Consider the following 17,713-nt stretch of genomic DNA (forward strand, 5'->3'; position numbering starts at 1 on the left):
GGGCGCCGAGGCGCGCCCGGCCGATCGCGGGTCAGCTCCAGGGCGTGAGCAGCACGAGCGGGATCTCGCGCTCGGTCTTCGTCTGGTACTCCGCGTAGTCCGGCCAGGCCGCGACGGAGCGCTCCCACCACACCGCGCGCTCGTCGCCCTCGAGGACGCGCGCCGTGTAGTCCTTCTTCACGGGCCCGTCCTGGAGCTCGACGTGCGGCTCCTTCAGCATGTTGCCGTACCAGACGGGGTGCTCGGGGGCGCCGCCCTTGGAGGCGACGACGACGTACTCGCCGTCGTGCTCGACCCGCATGAGCGCGGTCTTGCGCAGCTTCCCGCTGCGCGATCCGACGGTGGTGAGGACGATGATCGGCTTGCCGCGGAGGAGGTTGCCCTCCGCGCCTCCGGTCGATTCGTAGAGCTCGGCCTGCTCGCGGGCCCAGGCGGACGTGCTCGGTTCGTATTCTCCGGTGAGGGGCATGCTCCGATCGTAGCCACGGGTGCGCGATCGCTTCCGGACGTGCACGAGGATGGAGCGGTGCAGGCTCCCGACCAGATCGACCGCGCGCTGATCGCGCGCCTCCGCGACGACCTCCTCCGCGCCCGCTACGGCGTCGACGCCGTCCGCGAGCTGTGGGGGGAGGCGGCCGCCGAGGCCCTCCACCGCGGCGACCGCGTGCCCGCGCGCCGAGCGCTCGAGCGCCGCTTCGATTCGTCGCCCGAGGAGCAGGCGCGCGCCGTCCTCGCGCGGCTCTTCCTGCTCGCCGATCCGGTGACCGCCGCGGAGGCCGGGGCGGCGTTCGCGTCGTTGGGACTCGAGGGAGCGATCGGCCTCGAGCTCGTCCGCGCGGAGGCCGGAGCCGTCGTCGTCGCCGCGTTGGATCTGCGGCCCTACGACCTCGTCGACCTGCACGGCGCCGCGTCCTGGTGGATCGCCTCCGATCTGGGCGAGCTGGCGCTGGGCCGCGCGCTGTCCGAGGACCACGTCCTCGGCGTCGGCGGCGCCAGTCTGACCCTGACCGGACTGATGATCCAGCGCCCGGTCGGCAGCGTCCTCGATCTCGGCACCGGCTGCGGCATCCAGGCGCTCCACGCGTCGCGGCACGCGGACCGGGTGGTGGCCACCGACATCTCGCACCGGGCGCTGGCGATCGCCGCCTTCAACGCGGAGCTGAACCGGATCGACTCGATCGAGTTCCGCCACGGCAGCCTGTACGAGCCGGTCGCCGGCGAGCGGTTCGATCACATCGTCACGAATCCGCCGTTCGTCATCACTCCGCGCAGTGCCAGCGTGCCGTCGTACGAGTACCGCGACGGCGGGCTCGAGGGCGACGAGATCGTGCGCCGCGTCGTGCTCGGCGCTGCCGAGCACCTGGCTCCGGGCGGCATCGCGCAGCTGCTCGGCAACTGGGAGTACCGCGCCACGGCCGACGCCTTCGACCGGGTGCGCGCGTGGCTGGCCGATGCGAGGGCTCCGCTCGAGCAGGCGCTAGAACCCGGTCGTGCGGGATTGGACGCGTGGATCGACGGCTCCGCGTCGCCGCTCGACGTCTGGGTGGTCGAGCGCGAGCAGCAGGACCCGGCGGTCTACGCCGAGACGTGGATCCGCGACGGAGGGACCACCCGCGGTGCGGAGTTCGACGCGCTGGTCGACGCCTGGCTCGAGGACTTCGAGCACCGCGGAGTGACGGGGGTCGGGTTCGGCTACGTCACCCTGCGGCTGCCCGCCCGTCCGCGGCCCCCGCTCCGCCGCCTCGAGCGGGTGGACGGCGCCCTCTCGACGGCGGGCCTGGGCGGCCATCTCGCGCACTGCCTCGATGCGCTCGAGCGGCTCGCCGACCTCGGCGACCGCGCGCTCGCCGGGCTGTCGCTCGTCGTCGCGCGCGATGTGACGGAGGAGCGCCACTACTGGCCGGGCAACGACGACCCGACCGTGCTGCGGCTGCGCCAGGGCGGCGGCTTCTCGCGCACCGAGGACGTCGACACGGCCCTCGCCGCGGTCGTCGGGGCCTGCGACGGCGAGCTCTCGCTCGCGGCGATCATCGCCGCCGTGGCGTCGATCCTGCAGGTCGAGGAGGAGGCGGTCAGCGCCTCCGTGCTGCCGGGAGTGCGGGAGCTGATCGCGACCGGGATGCTCGTCCTGCCCTGACCACGGCCGCTTCCGTGCGGATGCTCAGAACAGCGTCGCGGAAGAGTCCTCGACGGCCGTCGCGGACGGGGCGGCAGCGGGTGCGGCGCTCGGCCAGCCGGGTCCGGCATCGACGGGCTGCCTGCGCTGGAACGCCGTCGCGGCGGCGCGGGCGCGGACGTCCGCGGCCTCGTTCATCCGGTGGTTCGCGTGGCCCTTGACCCACTCGAACGTGACGGCGCGGCCCTGGAGGGCCTCGTCGAGGGCCTTGATGATCTCGACGTTCATCACCGGCTTGCCGTCGGCCTTGCGCCAGCCCTTCCGCTTCCAGCCGGGCAGCCACTCGGTGCACGCCTTGATGGCGTACTGGCTGTCGCAGAGGATGTGCAGCGGCCCGTCCTCGTGCGCGGTGGAGCGCAGCAGCTCGAGCACCGCGGTCAGCTCGCCGATGTTGTTCGTGCCGTGCGACCAGCCGCCCGCGGCCCAGCGCGCGTCGTCGACGTACCAGGCCCAGCCCGCGGGGCCGGGATTGCCCAGGGCGGATCCGTCTGCGGCGGCGATGATGCTCACGTACTGCTCCTCGTGCGGTCGGTGCACCCGCGCGGGCGCCCTTCGAGGGTAGTCGCCCAGACGGCTCGCCCCGGCGGTGAGCGCGGACCTCCGTGAGCGCAGCCGTCCGCGAGCGCAAGCCGGTGCCGGATGTCGGCGTTCGCCGCCAGAGTGGACGCATGACCAGCATCCCCACCCTCCCGCTCAACGACGGCACCTCGATCCCGCAGCTCGGCTTCGGCGTCTTCAAGGTCGACCCCGACGAGACGGAGCGCATCGTGTCCGAGGCGCTCGAGGCCGGCTACCGGCACATCGACACGGCCGCGATCTACGGCAACGAGGAGGGCGTCGGCCGTGCGATCGCCTCCTCCGGGCTCGCGCGCGACGAGCTCTACGTGACCACGAAGCTGTGGAACGGCGACCAGGGCCGCGACACCGCGCCGGGAGCCCTCGACCGCAGCCTCGAGAAGCTCGGCCTCGACTCCGTCGACCTCTACCTCATCCACTGGCCCAGCCCCGCGCAGGACCGCTACGTCGAGAGCTGGGAGGCGATGCAGGAGCTGCAGGCGGCCGGCCGCACCCGCTCGATCGGCGTCTCGAACTTCCTCGTGCCGCACCTGGAGCGCGTGCTCGCCGAGACCGAGGTGGTGCCCGCCGTCAACCAGATCGAGCTGCACCCGTACCACCAGCAGCCGACCGTGACGTCGTTCGGCGCGCAGCACGGCATCGCGACAGAGGCGTGGGGCCCGCTGGGGCAGGGCAAGTACCCGCTGCTGGAGCTGCCCGTGATCACCGGAGCCGCGGAGGCGCACGACGTGACTCCGGCCCAGGTCGTACTGCGCTGGCACCTCGACCGCGGGCACATCGTGTTCCCCAAGTCGTCGACGAGGGCGCGCATCGTCGAGAACATCGACGTCTTCGGCTTCGAGCTGACCGACGACGAGCGGGACGCCATCACGGCCCTCGAGCGGGCCGGCCGCGTGGGCGGCGACCCGAACGAGGTCGCGTAGGACCGGCAGAGCGGCGTCAGCCCGCGCGCCCCGCGAGCGTGACCCGGGTCGCGTAGGGCATCCCGACGCGGTCGCCCGGCAGCCCCTCCACCACTCCCGACACCGCGGCGAGCACCGCAGCCCGCTCCTCCTCCGGCAGGGCGATCACGTAGCTCCGCGAGGCGAACATGTCGAGCAGGGCGGCGCGCTCGAGCTCGAACGTCCAGTCGAACGCCGCGAAGGCCCGGCGCACCAGCGCAGGTCCCAGCGGCGGTTGCAGCGTCTCGAAGCGCTCCGCGGGGGAGGAGCCGGCCACCTCGCCGAGGCGGCGCACCCACGGCACGCTCTCGTCGCGGATGTTCCAGACGAGAGCCGCGACTCCGCCCGGCACGAGCACCCGCGCGATCTCCTCGCTCGTCCGGACGGGATCGACCCAGTGCCAGGCCTGCGCGATCGTCACGAGCTCGACCGATGCGCTCGCGAGCGGGATCTCCTCCGCAGTGCCGGGCAGCGCGGTCACCGAGGGCAGCGACTCCACCAGCCGCCCGCGCATCGCGCCGTCGGGCTCCACGGCGGTGACGTCGAGACCCCGCGCCACGAGGGACGCCGTGAACTTGCCGGTCCCCGCACCAAGGTCCAGCGCGCGCAGGCGATCGGAGGCGTCCGCCCCGGCGGCACGAGCGCGCTCCGGCAGACGAGCGCCCGGCGCCCGGGCCGGCGCGTGCGCCACGATCCAGTCGACCGCGTCGTCCGGGTAGCCGGGCCGCCCGCGGTCGTAGGCGTCGACGGCACTGCCGAAGGAACGGGCGGGATCCTGCTGTGTCATGCCTCCGAGGCTACGAGGCCGCGGTGCAGCACGTCGATCGCGTAGCCGTACCCCGCGATGCCGGCCCCGACGATCACGGCGACCGCGATGTCCGAGAGGTAGGAGCGGTGCCGGAACTCCTCGCGGCGGTTCACGTTGCTGATGTGCACCTCGACCATCGGGAGCTCGGTCGCCAGCACGGCGTCGCGGATCGCGATCGAGGTGTGGGTGTAGGCGCCCGCGTTGAGGACGACCCCCGAGCAGGTGCTGCGCGCCGCGTGGAGGCGGTCGATGATCGCGCCCTCCGAGTTCGCCTGGAAGAACTCCACGTCGAGGCCCAGGGCGCCGGCGCGATCGGTCGCGAGCGACTCGACGTCGGCGAGCGTCGCCGAGCCGTACAGCTCGGGCTCGCGCGTGCCGAGCAGATTCAGGTTCGGTCCGTTGACGACGAGGATCGGGAGGGTCACGCTCCGACCCTAGCGTCGAGGATCCTCACTCCACCGGAGCGAGCGCCGCGAGGTCCAGGGGGAGCGGCGGCAGCTCCGCGCGCAGGCGGATCAGCTCGAGGGCGTGGGCATCCAGTCGGCGGTCCTCGTCGGTCACCTGCTCGAGCCGCGGCACCGGCTCCGCGGTGCCGTCCGGTCCCGGCACCACGAAGACGCTCATGCACTGGGTCGTGAGCTCCAGCTCGCCGGTGCGCGGGTCGCCCGAGCGCACGTGGATCGCCAGGTGCATGCTCCGGCCGCCCGTGTGGATCAGTCGCGCCTCCACCTCCACGAGGTGCCCGATGCGGACCGGGCGGTAGAAGTGGATGCCGCCGGAGTAGACCGCGACGGCGTCGCGCCCGCTCCAGCGCTGCGCGACCGTGTCGGCCGCCTCGTCGATCCAGCGCATGACGATGCCGCCGTGCGCGTTGCCGCCCCAGTTGACATCGCCGGGGGCCGCGAGGAAGCGGAAGACGATCCGCGGTCCGGTGCCCTCGTCGGTGTACCGCTGCTCCCGCATCACCTCGTGCAGCGCGCGGCGACCGGCGATGCGGGCCGCGGCGCCCTCGGCGAGCGCGCCGTCCTCGATCGAGCGCGGCCGCCACTCCGGCACCGCGCGCGGCCGCTTCTCGCCGTCGACCGCCACGAAGATCAGGAGGCAGTGGGTGGCGGGCTCGTAGACGCCCGTGCGCGGATCCGCCTGGCCGACCCGGACGAGCACGTGCATGCTGCTGCGTCCCGTGTGGATCACCTGCGCGGTCGCCTCGATGAGGTTGCCCACGACGATCGGCCGCGTGAAATGCACGTTGCCGACGTAGGCGGTGACGCAGTACCCGCCGCTCCAGCCGACGGCGCAGGCGTAGCCCGCCTTGTCGATCCACTCGAGCACACGGCCGGCCTGGGCGCTGCGGCCGTCGGCGGTGGCGTCCTGCGGAGCGGCGAGGAAGCGGAGGGTGATGCGGTCGGTCATGTGCTCCAGTGTTCCTGCTCCGCGGCGATCCGCGGTTCTGAAGGACGTGGACCCGCGGAAGGGGGTGCGAGAAGGGGGATGCTCCTCCCGCGGGCCACAGGGTGCGCAGGCTCGGGGCCTGCGAGTCGGTCAGACCGCGGGCTCCGCGGTGAGCTCCTGCGCGAGCAGCCGGAAGCGCAGTCCCTCCAGCTCGGCGGTGAGCTCGGCGGGGAGCCGGTCGCCGAACTTCGCGAAGAACTCCTCGGTCAGCGCGCACTCGTCCAGCCACGCCTCGACCGGCACGGCGAACAGCTCGCGCTTCACGGCGTCCGACAGGTTCAGCCCGTGCGTGTCGATCTCAACGGGCAGGTCGCCCAGAGGGCTGCGCCGCGCGTCGGCGGCCCCCTCGAGCCGGCGCACCAGCCACTGGATCACCCGGGCGTTCTCCCCGAAGCCCGGCCAGAGGAAGGAGCTGTCGGCACCTTTGCGGAACCAGTTCACCTGGAAGATCGCGGGCGCCTTCGCGCCGAGGTCCTCGCCGATCGCGAGCCAGTGCGCGAAGTAGTCGGCCATGTTGTACCCGCAGAAGGGGAGCATCGCGAACGGATCGCGGCGCAGCTCGCCGACAGTCCCCTCCGCCGCCGCGGTCTTCTCGGAGGCGATGGTCGCGCCGAGGAACACGCCGTGCTGCCAGGAGGTGGCCTGCGTCACGAGCGGCACGTTCGTGGCGCGGCGGCCGCCGAAGACGATCGCGTCCAGCGGCACGCCCTCGAAGGCGTCCCAGTCGTCCGACAGCGACGGACACTGCAGCGCGGGCGCCGTGAAGCGGGCGTTCGGATGCGCGGCCGGCGTCGACGAGGCGGGCGTCCAGGGCTCGCCGCGCCAGTCGGTCAGGCGCTCGGGCACGTCGTCGGTGAGCCCCTCCCACCACACGTCGCCGTCCTCGCGCAGCGCGACGTTGGTGAAGATCGTGTTGCCCCAGAGGGTCTGCACAGCGTTGGGGTTCGAGGTCTGCCCGGTGCCGGGAGCCACGCCGAAGAACCCGGTCTCGGGGTTCATCGCCCAGAGCCTCCCGTCCTCGCCCTTCTTCATCCAGGTGATGTCGTCGCCCAGCGTCTCGACCCGCCAGCCGGGCAGGGCCGGCTGCATCATCGCCAGGTTCGTCTTGCCGCACGCGCTCGGGAACGCCGCCGCCACGTGGTAGCGACGGCCCTCGGGCGAGACGATGCGGATGAGGAGCATGTGCTCGGCGAGCCAGCCCTCCTCGCGGCCCATCGCCGAGGCGATGCGCAGCGCGAAGCACTTCTTGGCGAGCAGGGCGTTGCCGCCGTAGCCGGAGCCGAACGACCAGATCTCGCGGGTCTCGGGGAACTGCGTGATGTACTTCGTCTCGTTGCAGGGCCAGGCGACGTCCTCGCGGGTCGTGCCGTCGGCGTCCCGCAGCGGGAAGCCGACCGAGTGCACTCCGCGCACGAAGGCGGTGTCCTCGGTGAAGGCGGCGAGCGGAGCGGCGCCGACGCGCGCCATGATCCGCATGTTGAGCACCGCGTAGGCGGAGTCGGTGAGCTGCACGCCCAGCTGCGACAGCGGACCGCCGACCGGGCCCATCGAGAACGGGACGACGTACATCGTGCGGCCGCGCATCGAGCCCGCGAAGTACGGAGCGATCTCGGCCTTCATCGACGACGCCTCGCGCCAGTTGTTGGTCGGGCCCGCATCGGCCTCGTCGGTGGTGCAGATGAAGGTGCGGTCCTCGACGCGGGCGACGTCGTCGGGATCGGTGCGCGCCAGGAACGATCCGGGGCGCCACTCCGCGTTCAGAGCGATCAGCTTGCCCTCCTCGACCATGCGACCGGTCAGCCGGTACCACTCCTCGGGGGAGCCGTCGGTCCACTCGACCGCGTCGGGCTCGAGGATCGCGGCCATCTCGCGCACCCACCTGCGCAGAGCGAGGGGAGCGGGGGGTACGACCGGCGCGGGCGTCGCCGTGGGCGCGGTCAGGGTGTTCGGCTCGAGCCGCACGGTGTTGGTGAAGATGGTCATGGTCGCTCCGCTTTCTCGTGTGTCGTCGTCGACGGGTGGGGAGTCGGCCTCGATCAGTCGTCTGCGTCGAGGGGCGTCGTGTGGCGCCTGGAGCCAGAATGGAGGAGGATCGGGGTGTCTTGACGCGGTCCGACCCGTCAAGAACGGCCCTTTTTCTCCGTACGTCACAACCGATCGCAGGAGCTCGACGTGACAGACCCCTCCGCCGCCCCCACCGGGACCGACGCCGCGCTGCTCGGGCAGCGCATCCGCCACTTCCGCACCCGCCGGGGCCTGACCCTCGGTCAGCTCGCGGAGCACGTGGGCGTCTCGGGGAGTCAGCTCTCGCTCATCGAGACCGGTCGCCGGGAGCCGAGGCTCTCCTTGATGCAGGGGCTGGCCACGGCGCTCGGAGTCGAGCTGGCCGCTCTGCTCTCGGACGAGCCGCCGAGCGAGCGCGCCGCGCTCGAGATCGAGCTCGCCCGCGTGCAGAAGGGCTCGCTCTACCGCTCACTGGGGCTGCCCGAGTTCAAGGTCAACAAGGGGCTCACGACGCCCGTCCTCCAGGCGTTCCTCGGCGTCTACCGCGAGCTGGCGCGCCGCAGGAACGAGGCGAGTGCCACGCCGGAGGAGGCGCGGCGCGCCAACACGGCGCAGCGGCTGCAGCTGCGCGACAGCAACGCCTACCTGCCCGAGATCGAGACGGTCGCCGGCGAGATGCTGCGGACCGTCGGGCACCGCGGGGGAGCGCTGACGCACAGCTCGGTCTCGCGGATGGCGCGGCACCTCGGCTTCGAGATCATCCACGTCGGCGATCTGCCCCACTCCGCCCGGTCGGTGATCGACCTGGCCAACGGCCGCATCTACCTCCCTCCCGCCTCGATCCCCGGCGGCCACGGGCTGCGCGCGCTCGCGTTGCAGGCCATGGCGCACCGGCTGCTGGGGCACGAGCGCCCGGTGACCTACGCCGACTTCCTCCGCCAGCGCCTCGAGATCAACTACTTCGCCGCCGCCTGCCTCATGCCGCTCGAGCCGGCGGTCGCGTTCCTGCAGGAGGCGAAGCGCGGCCGCGACATCTCCGTCGAGGACTTCCGCGACGGCTTCGGCGTCACCCACGAGGCGGCCGCCCTGCGCTTCACGAACCTCCTGACCTCGCACCTCGACATCCGGATGCACTTCCTCCGCGTCCTCGGCGACGGGTCGATCCAGAAGGCGTACGAGAACGACGATCTGCCCTTGCCGACCGATGTGACGGGGGCGGTGGAGGGACAGGTGGTCTGCCGCTACTGGTCGGCCCGCTCCGCGTTCAGCCGCACCAACCGCACGACCGAGTACTACCAGTACGTCGACACCCCCGCCGGCACGTTCTGGTCGGCGTCGCAGACGGGCACGACGGCGACGGAGGAGTTCTCGATCACCGTCGGCGTGCCCTTCGCCGAGGCGCGCTTCTTCCGCGGTCGGGACACCGACCGCCGCGAGCAGTCCCGCTGCCCCGACGAGTCGTGCTGCCGCCGCGCACCGGCGGACCTCGCCGCCCGCTGGGACGGCAACGCCTGGCCGAGCGCGCGCCTGCACGCCCACGTGCTCGCTCCGTTGCCCTCCGGCACGTTCCCCGGCATCGACGACGCCGAGGTCTACGAGTTCCTGGACTCCCACGCCCGCGAATCCTGACCTCTCCGCCGTCGCGCGCCGCGAGAAGCCGCGGCGGACCGACCGGAGTGGCCTCTCGCGGGAGTCGCCGAGTCGCGTCAGTCCGCGATCAGCGCGCGCGCCGTGCCCTCGTCGAGGATCAGGTCGGTGATCAGCCCGGCCGCCAGCGCCCCGCGCAGACCCGGGAGCTTCGACGCCCCCGACACCACGCAGATCCGGCGCGCCGCGCGGCGCACCGTGGAGAGGTCCGGACCGCTTGCACGTTCGTTCATGGGGATGTCGTCCCACGTCCCGTCGGCACGGTAGAACACCGTCGCCACGTCGCCCACGACCCCCGACGCGCTCAGCGACGTGAAGTCGTCCGGCTCGAGGTAGCCGCCGATGTAGACCTTCGACGGCACCGCCGCGAACGGTGAGCCGAGGCCGAAGAGCGCCACGTCCATCCGCTGCTGCAGCTCGAGCACCCGCTTCGTCGACCGCTCGCGCCAGACCGCCTGCTTGGTCAGCGGGTCGTCGAAGAACGCCTGCACCGGGAACTGCTGCACCTTCGCCGCGTACGCGTCCCCGAAACGGCGGAGGATCTCGCTGGAGTAGTTGATGCCGGTCGTCTCGGTGTTGCCCGCGCCGTTCAGCTGCACGATCTGGGTGTTGTGGGTCTCCTTGGCGATGAGGTGGCGGCTGATGGCGCTCATCGTCGAGCCCCAGGCGATGCCGACGATCATGTTGGAGTCGATGAACTGGCCGAGGATCCGCGCCGCGGACAGGGCGACCCGCTCGAGCCGGTCGATCTCGCTCGTGTGGTCCGGTACCGGCACGATGTGCGCGGTGATGTCGAAGTGCGCGCGCACCTCCGCCGAGAGAGCGCTCGCGCGATCGAGCGGGGAGCGGATCTGGATGTCGACCAGTCCGGTCGCGCGGGCGTGCGACAGCAGCCGCGAGACCGACGAGCGCGACGTGTGCAGCTCGTGCGCGATGGCGTCCATCGTCAGGTCCTGCATGTAGTAGAGCTGGGCGGCGCGGAGCGCGTCCCGCGTCTTGTCGGGGTGGGTCGCGTGCGTCGTCTCGTCGAGTTCGACGACCGGTCGGACAGGGGTCACTGATGCTCCTTGCACGTATTTCCACCCGTCTTGACCGGATGTGTTCCCGGGTCAAGGATGGCTGTATTCCTTCGCGAAATCAATCGTCCACCTCGGGTGCCGAGACTGATGCGGAGGCTGGTCGAAGAACCACTGGACGAATCACACACGACACGAAGGCGAGTACGAAGTGGCACAGTCTGTCGGAACTCCCGGAACCCCCGCCATCCGCGAGAGCGTCGCCGCCCTGCGGGACACCCCCCGAGCGACCGTCCTCGTGATCGGCGGTGGCATCAACGGCATCGGAACCTTCCGCGAGCTCGCGCTCAACGGGGTCGACGTCGCGCTCGTCGAGCGCGGCGACTACGTCTCGGGCGCCTCCAGCGCCTCGAGCCACATGATCCACGGTGGCATCCGCTACCTCGAGAACGGCGAGTTCCGCCTCGTCAACGAGGGCGTGCACGAGCGCAACGGCCTGCTGAAGATCGCGCCGCATTACGTGAAGCCGCTGCAGACCACCATCCCCATCTACTCCACCTTCTCGGGCATCCTCGCGGCCCCGCTGCGCTTCCTGACGCACAAGTCGGGCAAGCCGCAGGAGCGCGGCGCGCTGCTGATCAAGGTCGGCCTCACGCTGTACGACTTCTTCTCGCGCGACGGAGGCGTCGTCCCGCGCCACCAGTTCCACGGGCGCAAGCGCTCGCTGAACGAGCTGCCGAAGCTCGATCCGAAGATCAAGTACACCGCCACCTACTTCGACGCCTCCGTGCACGAGCCGGAGCGCCTCGCGCTGGACGTCCTCCGCGACGGGCTCGTCGGCGGAGCGAAGGCCCGCGCGGCGAACTACGTCGAGGCCGTCGGCACCTCCGAGGGCGGCGTCCTGCTGCGCGACCGCGAGACCGGCGAGGAGTTCGCCTTCCAGGCCGACGTCGTCGTCAACGTCTCCGGCCCCTGGACCGACTTCACCAACACCGCGCTGGGCACCACCACGAAGTTCATGGGCGGCACCAAGGGCTCGCACATCGTCCTCGACAACCCCGAGCTGGTCGAGGCCTGCGAGGGCCGCGAGATGTTCTTCGAGCACAGCGACGGCCGCATCGTCCTCATCTACCCGCTCAAGGGCCGCGTGATGGTCGGCACCACCGACATCGAGGCCGACCCGAACGAGCCGTCGGTGTGCACGGAGGAGGAGATCGACTACTTCTTCGACCTCGTGAACCACGTGTTCCCCTCCATCCCGGTGACCCGCGAGCAGATCGTCTTCAAGTTCTCCGGCATCCGCCCGCTGCCGCGTCACGACGACGAGGCCCCCGGCTTCGTCTCCCGCGACTACCGCATCGAGCCCTCGACGCTGCCCGGCGGGAAGACCCCGGTCCTCAGCCTCGTCGGCGGCAAGTGGACGACGTTCCGCGCCCTCTCCGAGCACCTCGCCGACGAGGTCTTCACGAAGATCGGAGTGACGCGCCGCGTCTCGACCGTGAAGACGGCCATCGGAGGCGGCAAGGGCTTCCCCCGAACCGACGCGTCCCGCGCGCAGTGGATCAGCCAGCACCGCTCCGGCCTGTCCTCGGCCCGCACCGGCCAGCTGCTCGAGCGCTACGGCACCCGGGCGAAGGAGGTCATCGAGGCCCTGGCCGACGGCCACGACGAGGCGCTCGACTTCGACAAGGACTTCACCACCGGTGAGATCCGCTACCTGGCGCAGCGCGAGAGCGTCGTGCACCTGATCGACCTGGTCATGCGCCGCACCAACCACGCCTTCACCGGCGGTCTCAGCCGCGAGCTCCTCGAGGAGCTGGCCGAGCACACCGGAGCCGTCCTGGGCTGGGACGACGCGAAGCGCGCCGAGGAGGTCGACGCGACCATCTCGCACCTGAAGAAGTACAACGGCGTGGACGTCGGAGGCACCTCCGTCCAGACGCCGACCGCCGTCCCCGCGTCGTAAGCGGAGACAGGCGGAGCGAAGCGGAAGTCCCGGCACGAGCACGATCGCGCCGGGACTTCCGTGGTTTTACGCACGAACGTGCACGCGTCGCTCCTTGTCGGAGTGCCGGGGCGCGGATAACTTCACACACGTCGGGCATCGGTGCTCGACTCGGATGCGTGCGCGCGTCCGCTCGAATCGGAGGAAAAGGTCATCGTGGACAATCTCGGAGTGGTGTTCCTAGCGGAGCTGGTGGGGACGGCGTTGCTCGTCCTCCTGGGCTGCGGCGTCGTCGCCAACGTCGCGCTGGTGAAGAACAAGGGTTTCAACGGCGGGTTCCTGATGGTGAACATCGGATGGGGCTTCGCGGTCTTCTCCGGTGTGATCGTCTCGTACAACTCGGGCGCGCACCTCAACCCCGCGGTCACGCTCGGCCTCGTCGCGAGCGGCGCTGAGGAGTTCGGCTCCGGCGTCCCGGTCAACATCGTGTCGATCCTGTCGTACATCGCCGCGCAGCTGCTCGGTGCGATCCTCGGTGCCGTCTTCTGCTGGCTCGCGTACAAGCAGCACTTCGACGAGGAGCCCGACCCCGCCAACAAGCTCGGCGTCTTCTCGACCGGCCCGGCGATCCGCTCCTACGGCTGGAACTTCGTCACCGAGGTCATCGGCACCTTCGTGCTCGTCTTCGTCGTCATCGGATTCGGCGGCGGTCGTCAGGGCGACGGCGGACTCGCCGCGCTCGGCGCGCTGCCCGTCGCGATCCTGGTGATCGCGATCGGCGCCTCCCTCGGCGGCCCGACCGGCTACGCCATCAACCCGGCCCGTGACCTCGGCCCCCGCATCGCCCACGCGCTGCTCCCGATCAAGGGCAAGGGCTCGAGCGACTGGTCCTACTCGTGGGTGCCGATCGCCGGCCCGATCGTCGGTGGACTGCTCGCCGGCTGGTCCTCGCTGGTCCTGCTCCCCATCCTCTGACGCGCTCCGCGCCGCTTCCTCCCACACTCGTTACGAAGGAGTACTTGCACATGGCTGACTACGTCATCGCGATCGACCAGGGGACGACGTCGTCCCGCGCGATCATCTTCGACAAGAAGGGCTCGATCGTCTCCACCGGTCAGAAGGAGCACGAGCAGATCTTCCCCCGCGCGGGCTGGGTCGAGCACGACCCGATCGAGATCTGGAACAACGTCCGCGAGGTCATCGGCCAGGCGCTCTCCCGCGCCGACCTGACCCGCCACGACATCGCCTCGGTCGGCATCACCAACCAGCGCGAGACCGCGGTCGTCTGGGACAAGACCACCGGCAAGCCCGTCTACAACGCGATCGTGTGGCAGGACACCCGCACGCAGTCGATCGTCGACCGCCTCGCGGGCGACGAGGGAGCGGACCGCTTCAAGTCGATCGTCGGCCTCCCGCTCGCGACCTACTTCTCGGGCACCAAGATCGTCTGGATCCTCGAGAACGTCGAGGGTGCGCGCGAGAAGGCCGAGGCCGGCGACCTGATCTTCGGCACGACCGACACCTGGGTCCTCTGGAACCTGACCGGCGGCATCGACGGCGGCGTGCACAAGACCGACGTGACCAACGCGTCGCGCACGCTGTTCCTCGACCTCGAGACCCTCGAGTGGCGCGACGACATCCTCGAGGCGTTCGGCGTCCCGAAGTCGATGCTCCCCGAGGTCTGCTCCTCCTCCGAGGTGTACGGCCACGTCGAGTCCTCGTCGCTGCTGCGCGAGGTGCCCATCGCGGGCATCCTGGGCGACCAGCAGGCCGCGACCTTCGGCCAGGCGGCGTTCGATCCGGGCGAGGCGAAGAACACCTACGGCACCGGCAACTTCCTCATCTTCAACACCGGCACCGAGATCGTCCATTCCAAGAACGGCCTCCTCACCACCATCGGCTACAAGCTCGGCGACGGCGAGGTGCACTACGCACTCGAGGGCTCGATCGCGGTCTCCGGCTCGCTCATCCAGTGGCTGCGCGACAACCTGGGCCTCATCGGCTCGGCGCCCGAGGTCGAGGCACTCGCCGCGACCGTCGAGGACAACGGCGGCGCCTACTTCGTGCCGGCGTTCTCGGGTCTCTTCGCTCCGTACTGGCGGTCGGATGCGCGCGGTGCGCTCGTCGGCCTGACCCGTTACGTGAACAAGGGCCACATCGCCCGCGCCGCGCTCGAGGCGACCGCGTTCCAGACCCGCGAGGTGCTGGACGCCGTCAACGCCGACTCCGGTGTGCCCCTGCAGGAGCTCAAGGTCGACGGCGGCATGATCGCCAACAACCTGCTCATGCAGTTCCAGGCCGACATCCTCGGCGTCCCGGTCGTCCGCCCGGTCGTCGCCGAGACCACCGCGCTCGGAGCCGCGTACGCCGCGGGCCTCGCCGTCGGCTTCTGGGAGAACCTCGACGACCTGCGCCAGAACTGGCAGGAGGACTCGCGCTGGACCCCCTCCATGGACCAGGACGAGGCCGCCCGCCAGTACCGCCTCTGGAAGAAGGCCGTCACGAAGACCTTCGACTGGGTCGACGAGGACGTGTCGTAGCACCGCCGCACCGCTCGACGAGGGCCCGCGCACATCCCGTGCGCGGGCCCTCGCGTGTTCCGCGCCAATCTGCGCTGCTCGCAGTGCTGGTGGCGTTCTCGGGGGCGCTGGCCTTCGACTCGGTGGCCGGCACCGGGGGCCCGGGAGCCGGGCTCGTGGCCGCCTGCCGGACTCAGTGCCGGCGCGGGATTCTGGGGGCTCTCGGTCGGCGCGGTGATCGGGCTCCACATCCCGGCACTGTTCCTCGTTCCGACGCTGCTCGTCGCGTCGATGCCGTTCGCGGCGACCCAGCCGTGGGCGCGGTGGACTGCTCCGATCGTCGCCTGGCTGCTGGCGACCGGACGCGACCCGAGCGGCGCCACCGGGACGGGCGATCAGGGCATCGGCATCCTCGTCGGAGCCGGGTGGCTGATCGCGGCGGCGATGGTCTCGGCGGTCGTGGTGATGCGGAGGGACATCGCATGACTTCTCCAGCGCCAGAGCGGCACGAGCCATACTGGTATGGCAAGCTGGAACGCCAGAACAGTGTCCCGGAGGAGGTCGACAGGGTGGATGACAGCGACGACATCACAGTAGGCGGCACCCCTGCCGCTGTAGGGAGGGTGGCCGTCGGCGTCGCCGGGCCTGGAACCTGGTCCTCGGCATCGCCGTGAGCATCGGTGCCGTACTCGCGCTGACCGCTCCCCAGGCCACGCCGCACAGCGTGGGAACGGCCGTGATCTGCGACTCGTGCGCCCTGGTGGCCTTCATCGCGGCCGCCCGCGGCCGCTGACGGCTCGGAGGCGGTCGGTCGTCGGCAACGATCAGCGAAGGCGCTCGACCAGATCGTCGAGCCCGTCGAGTGAGCCGATGCGTCGGACGCCGAGTTCGACGGCGTCGGCGGGCAGCCCGCGGCCGTGCTCCGGCCCGCCCACCCGGTCGAGCCAGATCCCGTGGAGTCCCGCTCGCGCTGCGCCGATCGCGTCGGTGCCGAGGCGGTCGCCGACGTACAGCGCATCGGACGGAGCCACTCCGAACCGCTCGCAGGCGACCTGAAAGATCCGCGCATCCGGCTTCGTCACGCCGACCTCGCCCGACGCGATCAGGTGCTCGACGCGCTCCGACAGCGCGATCGCGTCCATCTTGCGCGTCTGGAACTCGAGGTCGCCGTTCGTGATCACGCCGATCCGGACGCCCGCCGCGTCGAGCCGGTCGAGGGCGGGCAGAGCGTCGTCGTGCAGCGTCCACGCGGCCACGTACTGCTCGAGGTAGGCGGCGAACCACTCGCTCGCCTCCTCCGGCGACAGCTCGACGCCCGCGTCGGCTGCGAAGGCCGTCGCACGGGCGCGCCGCTGCCCCTCGTAGTCGAGCTCGCCCGCCAGGTAGCGGTGGTAGTGCTCCTCCTCGAGGTCGTACCAGCGGCGCTGGATCTCACCCGCCTCGCCGGAGTACGCGTCGCCGAGCGCCGTCGCGTGCGCGACGATCCCCTTCCGGACCGCCCGGGCGTGCTGGAAGAGGGTGTCGTCGAGGTCGAAGAGCGCGAGCCGCAGCACGGCTCAGCGGGTGCGGCGGAGGAAGCCGATGCGGTCGTAGACGGTCGCGAGCGTCTTCTCCGCCGTCTCGGAGGCGCGGTCGGCCGCACGGGACAGCACGCGGTCGAGCTCGGCCGGGTCCGCCAGCAGCTCGGCCGTCCGGGCGCGGATCGGGTCGAACGTCGCGGCGACGACCTCGACGAGACCCTTCTTCAGGTCGCCGTAGCCGCGGCCGGCGTACTCCTGCTCGAGCGACTCGACCGTGCGGTCGGCCAGAACGGAGTAGATCGTGAGCAGGTTCGAGACGCCGGGCTTGGCGGCGCGGTCGAACCGCACCTCCGACTCCGTGTCGGTGACGGCCCGCATGATCTTCTTCGCGGTCGCCTTCGGTTCGTCGAGCACGCTCAGCAGGCCCGCGTCCGACTCCGCCGACTTCGACATCTTGGCGCCGGGGTTCTGCAGGTCGTAGATCTTCGCCGTCTCGCGGGCGATGTGCGGCTCCGGGATCGCGAAGGTCTCGCCGAAGCGCGTGTTGAAGCGCCCCGCGAGGTCGCGGGTGAGCTCGAGGTGCTGGCGCTGGTCCTCGCCGACGGGCACGGCGTCGGTCTGGTAGAGCAGGATGTCGGCCGCCATGAGGATCGGGTAGGTGAAGAGGCCGACCGAGGCGGCTTCGGTGCCCTGCTTCGCCGACTTGTCCTTGAACTGCGTCATGCGGCTCGCCTCGCCGAAGCCGGTCACCGTGTTCAGGATCCACGCCAGCTCGGCGTGCGCGGGCACGTGCGACTGGATGAACAGAGTCGAGCGCTCGGGGTCGATGCCGGCCGCGATGTACTGTGCAGCGGTCGCGCGCGTGCGCTCGCGCAGCTCGGCCGGGTCCTGCGGCACGGTGATCGCATGGAGGTCGACGACGCAGAAGTACGCGTCGAAGTCCTCCTGCATGGCGACCCACTGCGTGAGCGCGCCGATGTAGTTGCCGAGGTGCAGCGAGCCCGAGGAGGGCTGCATGCCCGAGAAGATGACGGGCTTCGCGCCCGGAGCGGTGGGGGTCATGGTGAGGCCTCAGTTGCGGTGCGGTGGCGCGGTGATCGCGCGGGGGA

General features: G+C 71.1%; 17 protein-coding genes. 8 read left to right on the forward strand and 9 right to left on the reverse strand.

Annotated elements, in window-relative coordinates:
- Positions 1–31: 31 nt before the first annotated feature.
- The gene (locus ASF48_RS06100) at positions 32–469 is read right to left on the reverse strand and encodes a nitroreductase family deazaflavin-dependent oxidoreductase (RefSeq protein ID WP_055789020.1); all 438 of its coding nucleotides are present in this window, start codon (positions 467–469) and stop codon (positions 32–34) included.
- 57 nt (positions 470–526) lie between these two features.
- Between ASF48_RS06100 and ASF48_RS06105 the strand changes: the two genes are divergently transcribed.
- Positions 527–2,137, forward strand: coding sequence for a DUF7059 domain-containing protein (locus ASF48_RS06105; protein ID WP_055787946.1), 1,611 nt, complete (start codon positions 527–529; stop codon positions 2,135–2,137).
- A 24-nt stretch (positions 2,138–2,161) separates the two neighbouring features.
- Here ASF48_RS06105 and ASF48_RS06110 read toward each other — a convergent pair whose 3' ends face one another.
- Complete coding sequence (locus ASF48_RS06110) at positions 2,162–2,686, reverse strand: ribonuclease H family protein (protein ID WP_055789023.1); 525 nt, start codon at positions 2,684–2,686, stop codon at positions 2,162–2,164.
- A gap of 158 nt (positions 2,687–2,844) precedes the next feature.
- On the opposite strand from ASF48_RS06110, the gene ASF48_RS06115 reads away from it, so the two are divergent.
- Positions 2,845–3,675 (forward strand): aldo/keto reductase, encoded by an 831-nt coding sequence (locus ASF48_RS06115; RefSeq protein ID WP_055787949.1) that lies wholly within the window; start codon positions 2,845–2,847, stop codon positions 3,673–3,675.
- A gap of 16 nt (positions 3,676–3,691) precedes the next feature.
- Here the strand turns inward: ASF48_RS06115 and ASF48_RS06120 are convergent, their stop codons facing one another.
- The 4 genes from ASF48_RS06120 to ASF48_RS06135 form a co-directional block, all read right to left on the reverse strand.
- Positions 3,692–4,480 (reverse strand): class I SAM-dependent methyltransferase, encoded by a 789-nt coding sequence (locus ASF48_RS06120; RefSeq protein WP_055787952.1) that lies wholly within the window; start codon positions 4,478–4,480, stop codon positions 3,692–3,694.
- The gene (gene aroQ, locus ASF48_RS06125; RefSeq protein WP_055787954.1) at positions 4,477–4,926 is read right to left on the reverse strand and encodes a type II 3-dehydroquinate dehydratase; all 450 of its coding nucleotides are present in this window, start codon (positions 4,924–4,926) and stop codon (positions 4,477–4,479) included. The genes ASF48_RS06120 and aroQ overlap by 4 nt, the downstream gene beginning before the upstream one ends.
- Positions 4,927–4,951: 25 nt before the next feature.
- Positions 4,952–5,914, reverse strand: coding sequence for an acyl-CoA thioesterase (locus ASF48_RS06130; RefSeq protein WP_055787957.1), 963 nt, complete (start codon positions 5,912–5,914; stop codon positions 4,952–4,954).
- A gap of 129 nt (positions 5,915–6,043) precedes the next feature.
- Positions 6,044–7,936 (reverse strand): phosphoenolpyruvate carboxykinase (GTP), encoded by a 1,893-nt coding sequence (locus ASF48_RS06135; RefSeq protein ID WP_082481014.1) that lies wholly within the window; start codon positions 7,934–7,936, stop codon positions 6,044–6,046.
- Between the two features lie 189 nt (positions 7,937–8,125).
- Here ASF48_RS06135 and ASF48_RS06140 point away from each other — a divergent pair, with 189 nt between their 5' ends.
- Positions 8,126–9,586 carry a helix-turn-helix domain-containing protein gene (locus tag ASF48_RS06140; RefSeq protein ID WP_055787958.1) on the forward strand — a complete coding sequence of 487 codons (1,461 nt, stop codon included), beginning with the start codon at positions 8,126–8,128 and terminating at the stop codon, positions 9,584–9,586.
- A gap of 77 nt (positions 9,587–9,663) precedes the next feature.
- Here ASF48_RS06140 and ASF48_RS06145 read toward each other — a convergent pair whose 3' ends face one another.
- Positions 9,664–10,563, reverse strand: coding sequence for a sugar-binding transcriptional regulator (locus tag ASF48_RS06145; protein WP_077223710.1), 900 nt, complete (start codon positions 10,561–10,563; stop codon positions 9,664–9,666).
- A 268-nt stretch (positions 10,564–10,831) separates the two neighbouring features.
- Here ASF48_RS06145 and ASF48_RS06150 point away from each other — a divergent pair, with 268 nt between their 5' ends.
- The 5 genes from ASF48_RS06150 (at position 10,832) to ASF48_RS20015 (ending at position 15,877) form a co-directional block, all read left to right on the forward strand.
- The gene (locus ASF48_RS06150) at positions 10,832–12,586 is read left to right on the forward strand and encodes a glycerol-3-phosphate dehydrogenase/oxidase (protein ID WP_055787964.1); all 1,755 of its coding nucleotides are present in this window, start codon (positions 10,832–10,834) and stop codon (positions 12,584–12,586) included.
- Positions 12,587–12,781: 195 nt separating this feature from the next.
- Positions 12,782–13,540 (forward strand): MIP/aquaporin family protein, encoded by a 759-nt coding sequence (locus tag ASF48_RS06155; protein ID WP_082481105.1) that lies wholly within the window; start codon positions 12,782–12,784, stop codon positions 13,538–13,540.
- 50 nt (positions 13,541–13,590) lie between these two features.
- On the forward strand, positions 13,591–15,105 hold the full coding sequence (gene glpK, locus ASF48_RS06160) for a glycerol kinase GlpK (protein WP_055787968.1): 1,515 nt from the start codon (positions 13,591–13,593) through the stop codon (positions 15,103–15,105).
- Between the two features lie 213 nt (positions 15,106–15,318).
- Positions 15,319–15,570, forward strand: coding sequence for a hypothetical protein (locus ASF48_RS06165; RefSeq protein ID WP_055787971.1), 252 nt, complete (start codon positions 15,319–15,321; stop codon positions 15,568–15,570).
- 184 nt (positions 15,571–15,754) lie between these two features.
- Positions 15,755–15,877, forward strand: coding sequence for a hypothetical protein (locus ASF48_RS20015; protein ID WP_268788499.1), 123 nt, complete (start codon positions 15,755–15,757; stop codon positions 15,875–15,877).
- A 31-nt stretch (positions 15,878–15,908) separates the two neighbouring features.
- Here ASF48_RS20015 and ASF48_RS06170 read toward each other — a convergent pair whose 3' ends face one another.
- The gene (locus ASF48_RS06170) at positions 15,909–16,637 is read right to left on the reverse strand and encodes an HAD family hydrolase (protein ID WP_055787975.1); all 729 of its coding nucleotides are present in this window, start codon (positions 16,635–16,637) and stop codon (positions 15,909–15,911) included.
- A gap of 3 nt (positions 16,638–16,640) precedes the next feature.
- Positions 16,641–17,666 carry a tryptophan--tRNA ligase gene (gene trpS, locus ASF48_RS06175; protein ID WP_082481016.1) on the reverse strand — a complete coding sequence of 342 codons (1,026 nt, stop codon included), beginning with the start codon at positions 17,664–17,666 and terminating at the stop codon, positions 16,641–16,643.
- Positions 17,667–17,713: the final 47 nt, after the last annotated feature.

The organism is Rathayibacter sp. Leaf299 (assembly GCF_001423055.1).
GTDB classification, from domain to species: Bacteria; Actinomycetota; Actinomycetes; order Actinomycetales; family Microbacteriaceae; genus Rathayibacter; species Rathayibacter caricis.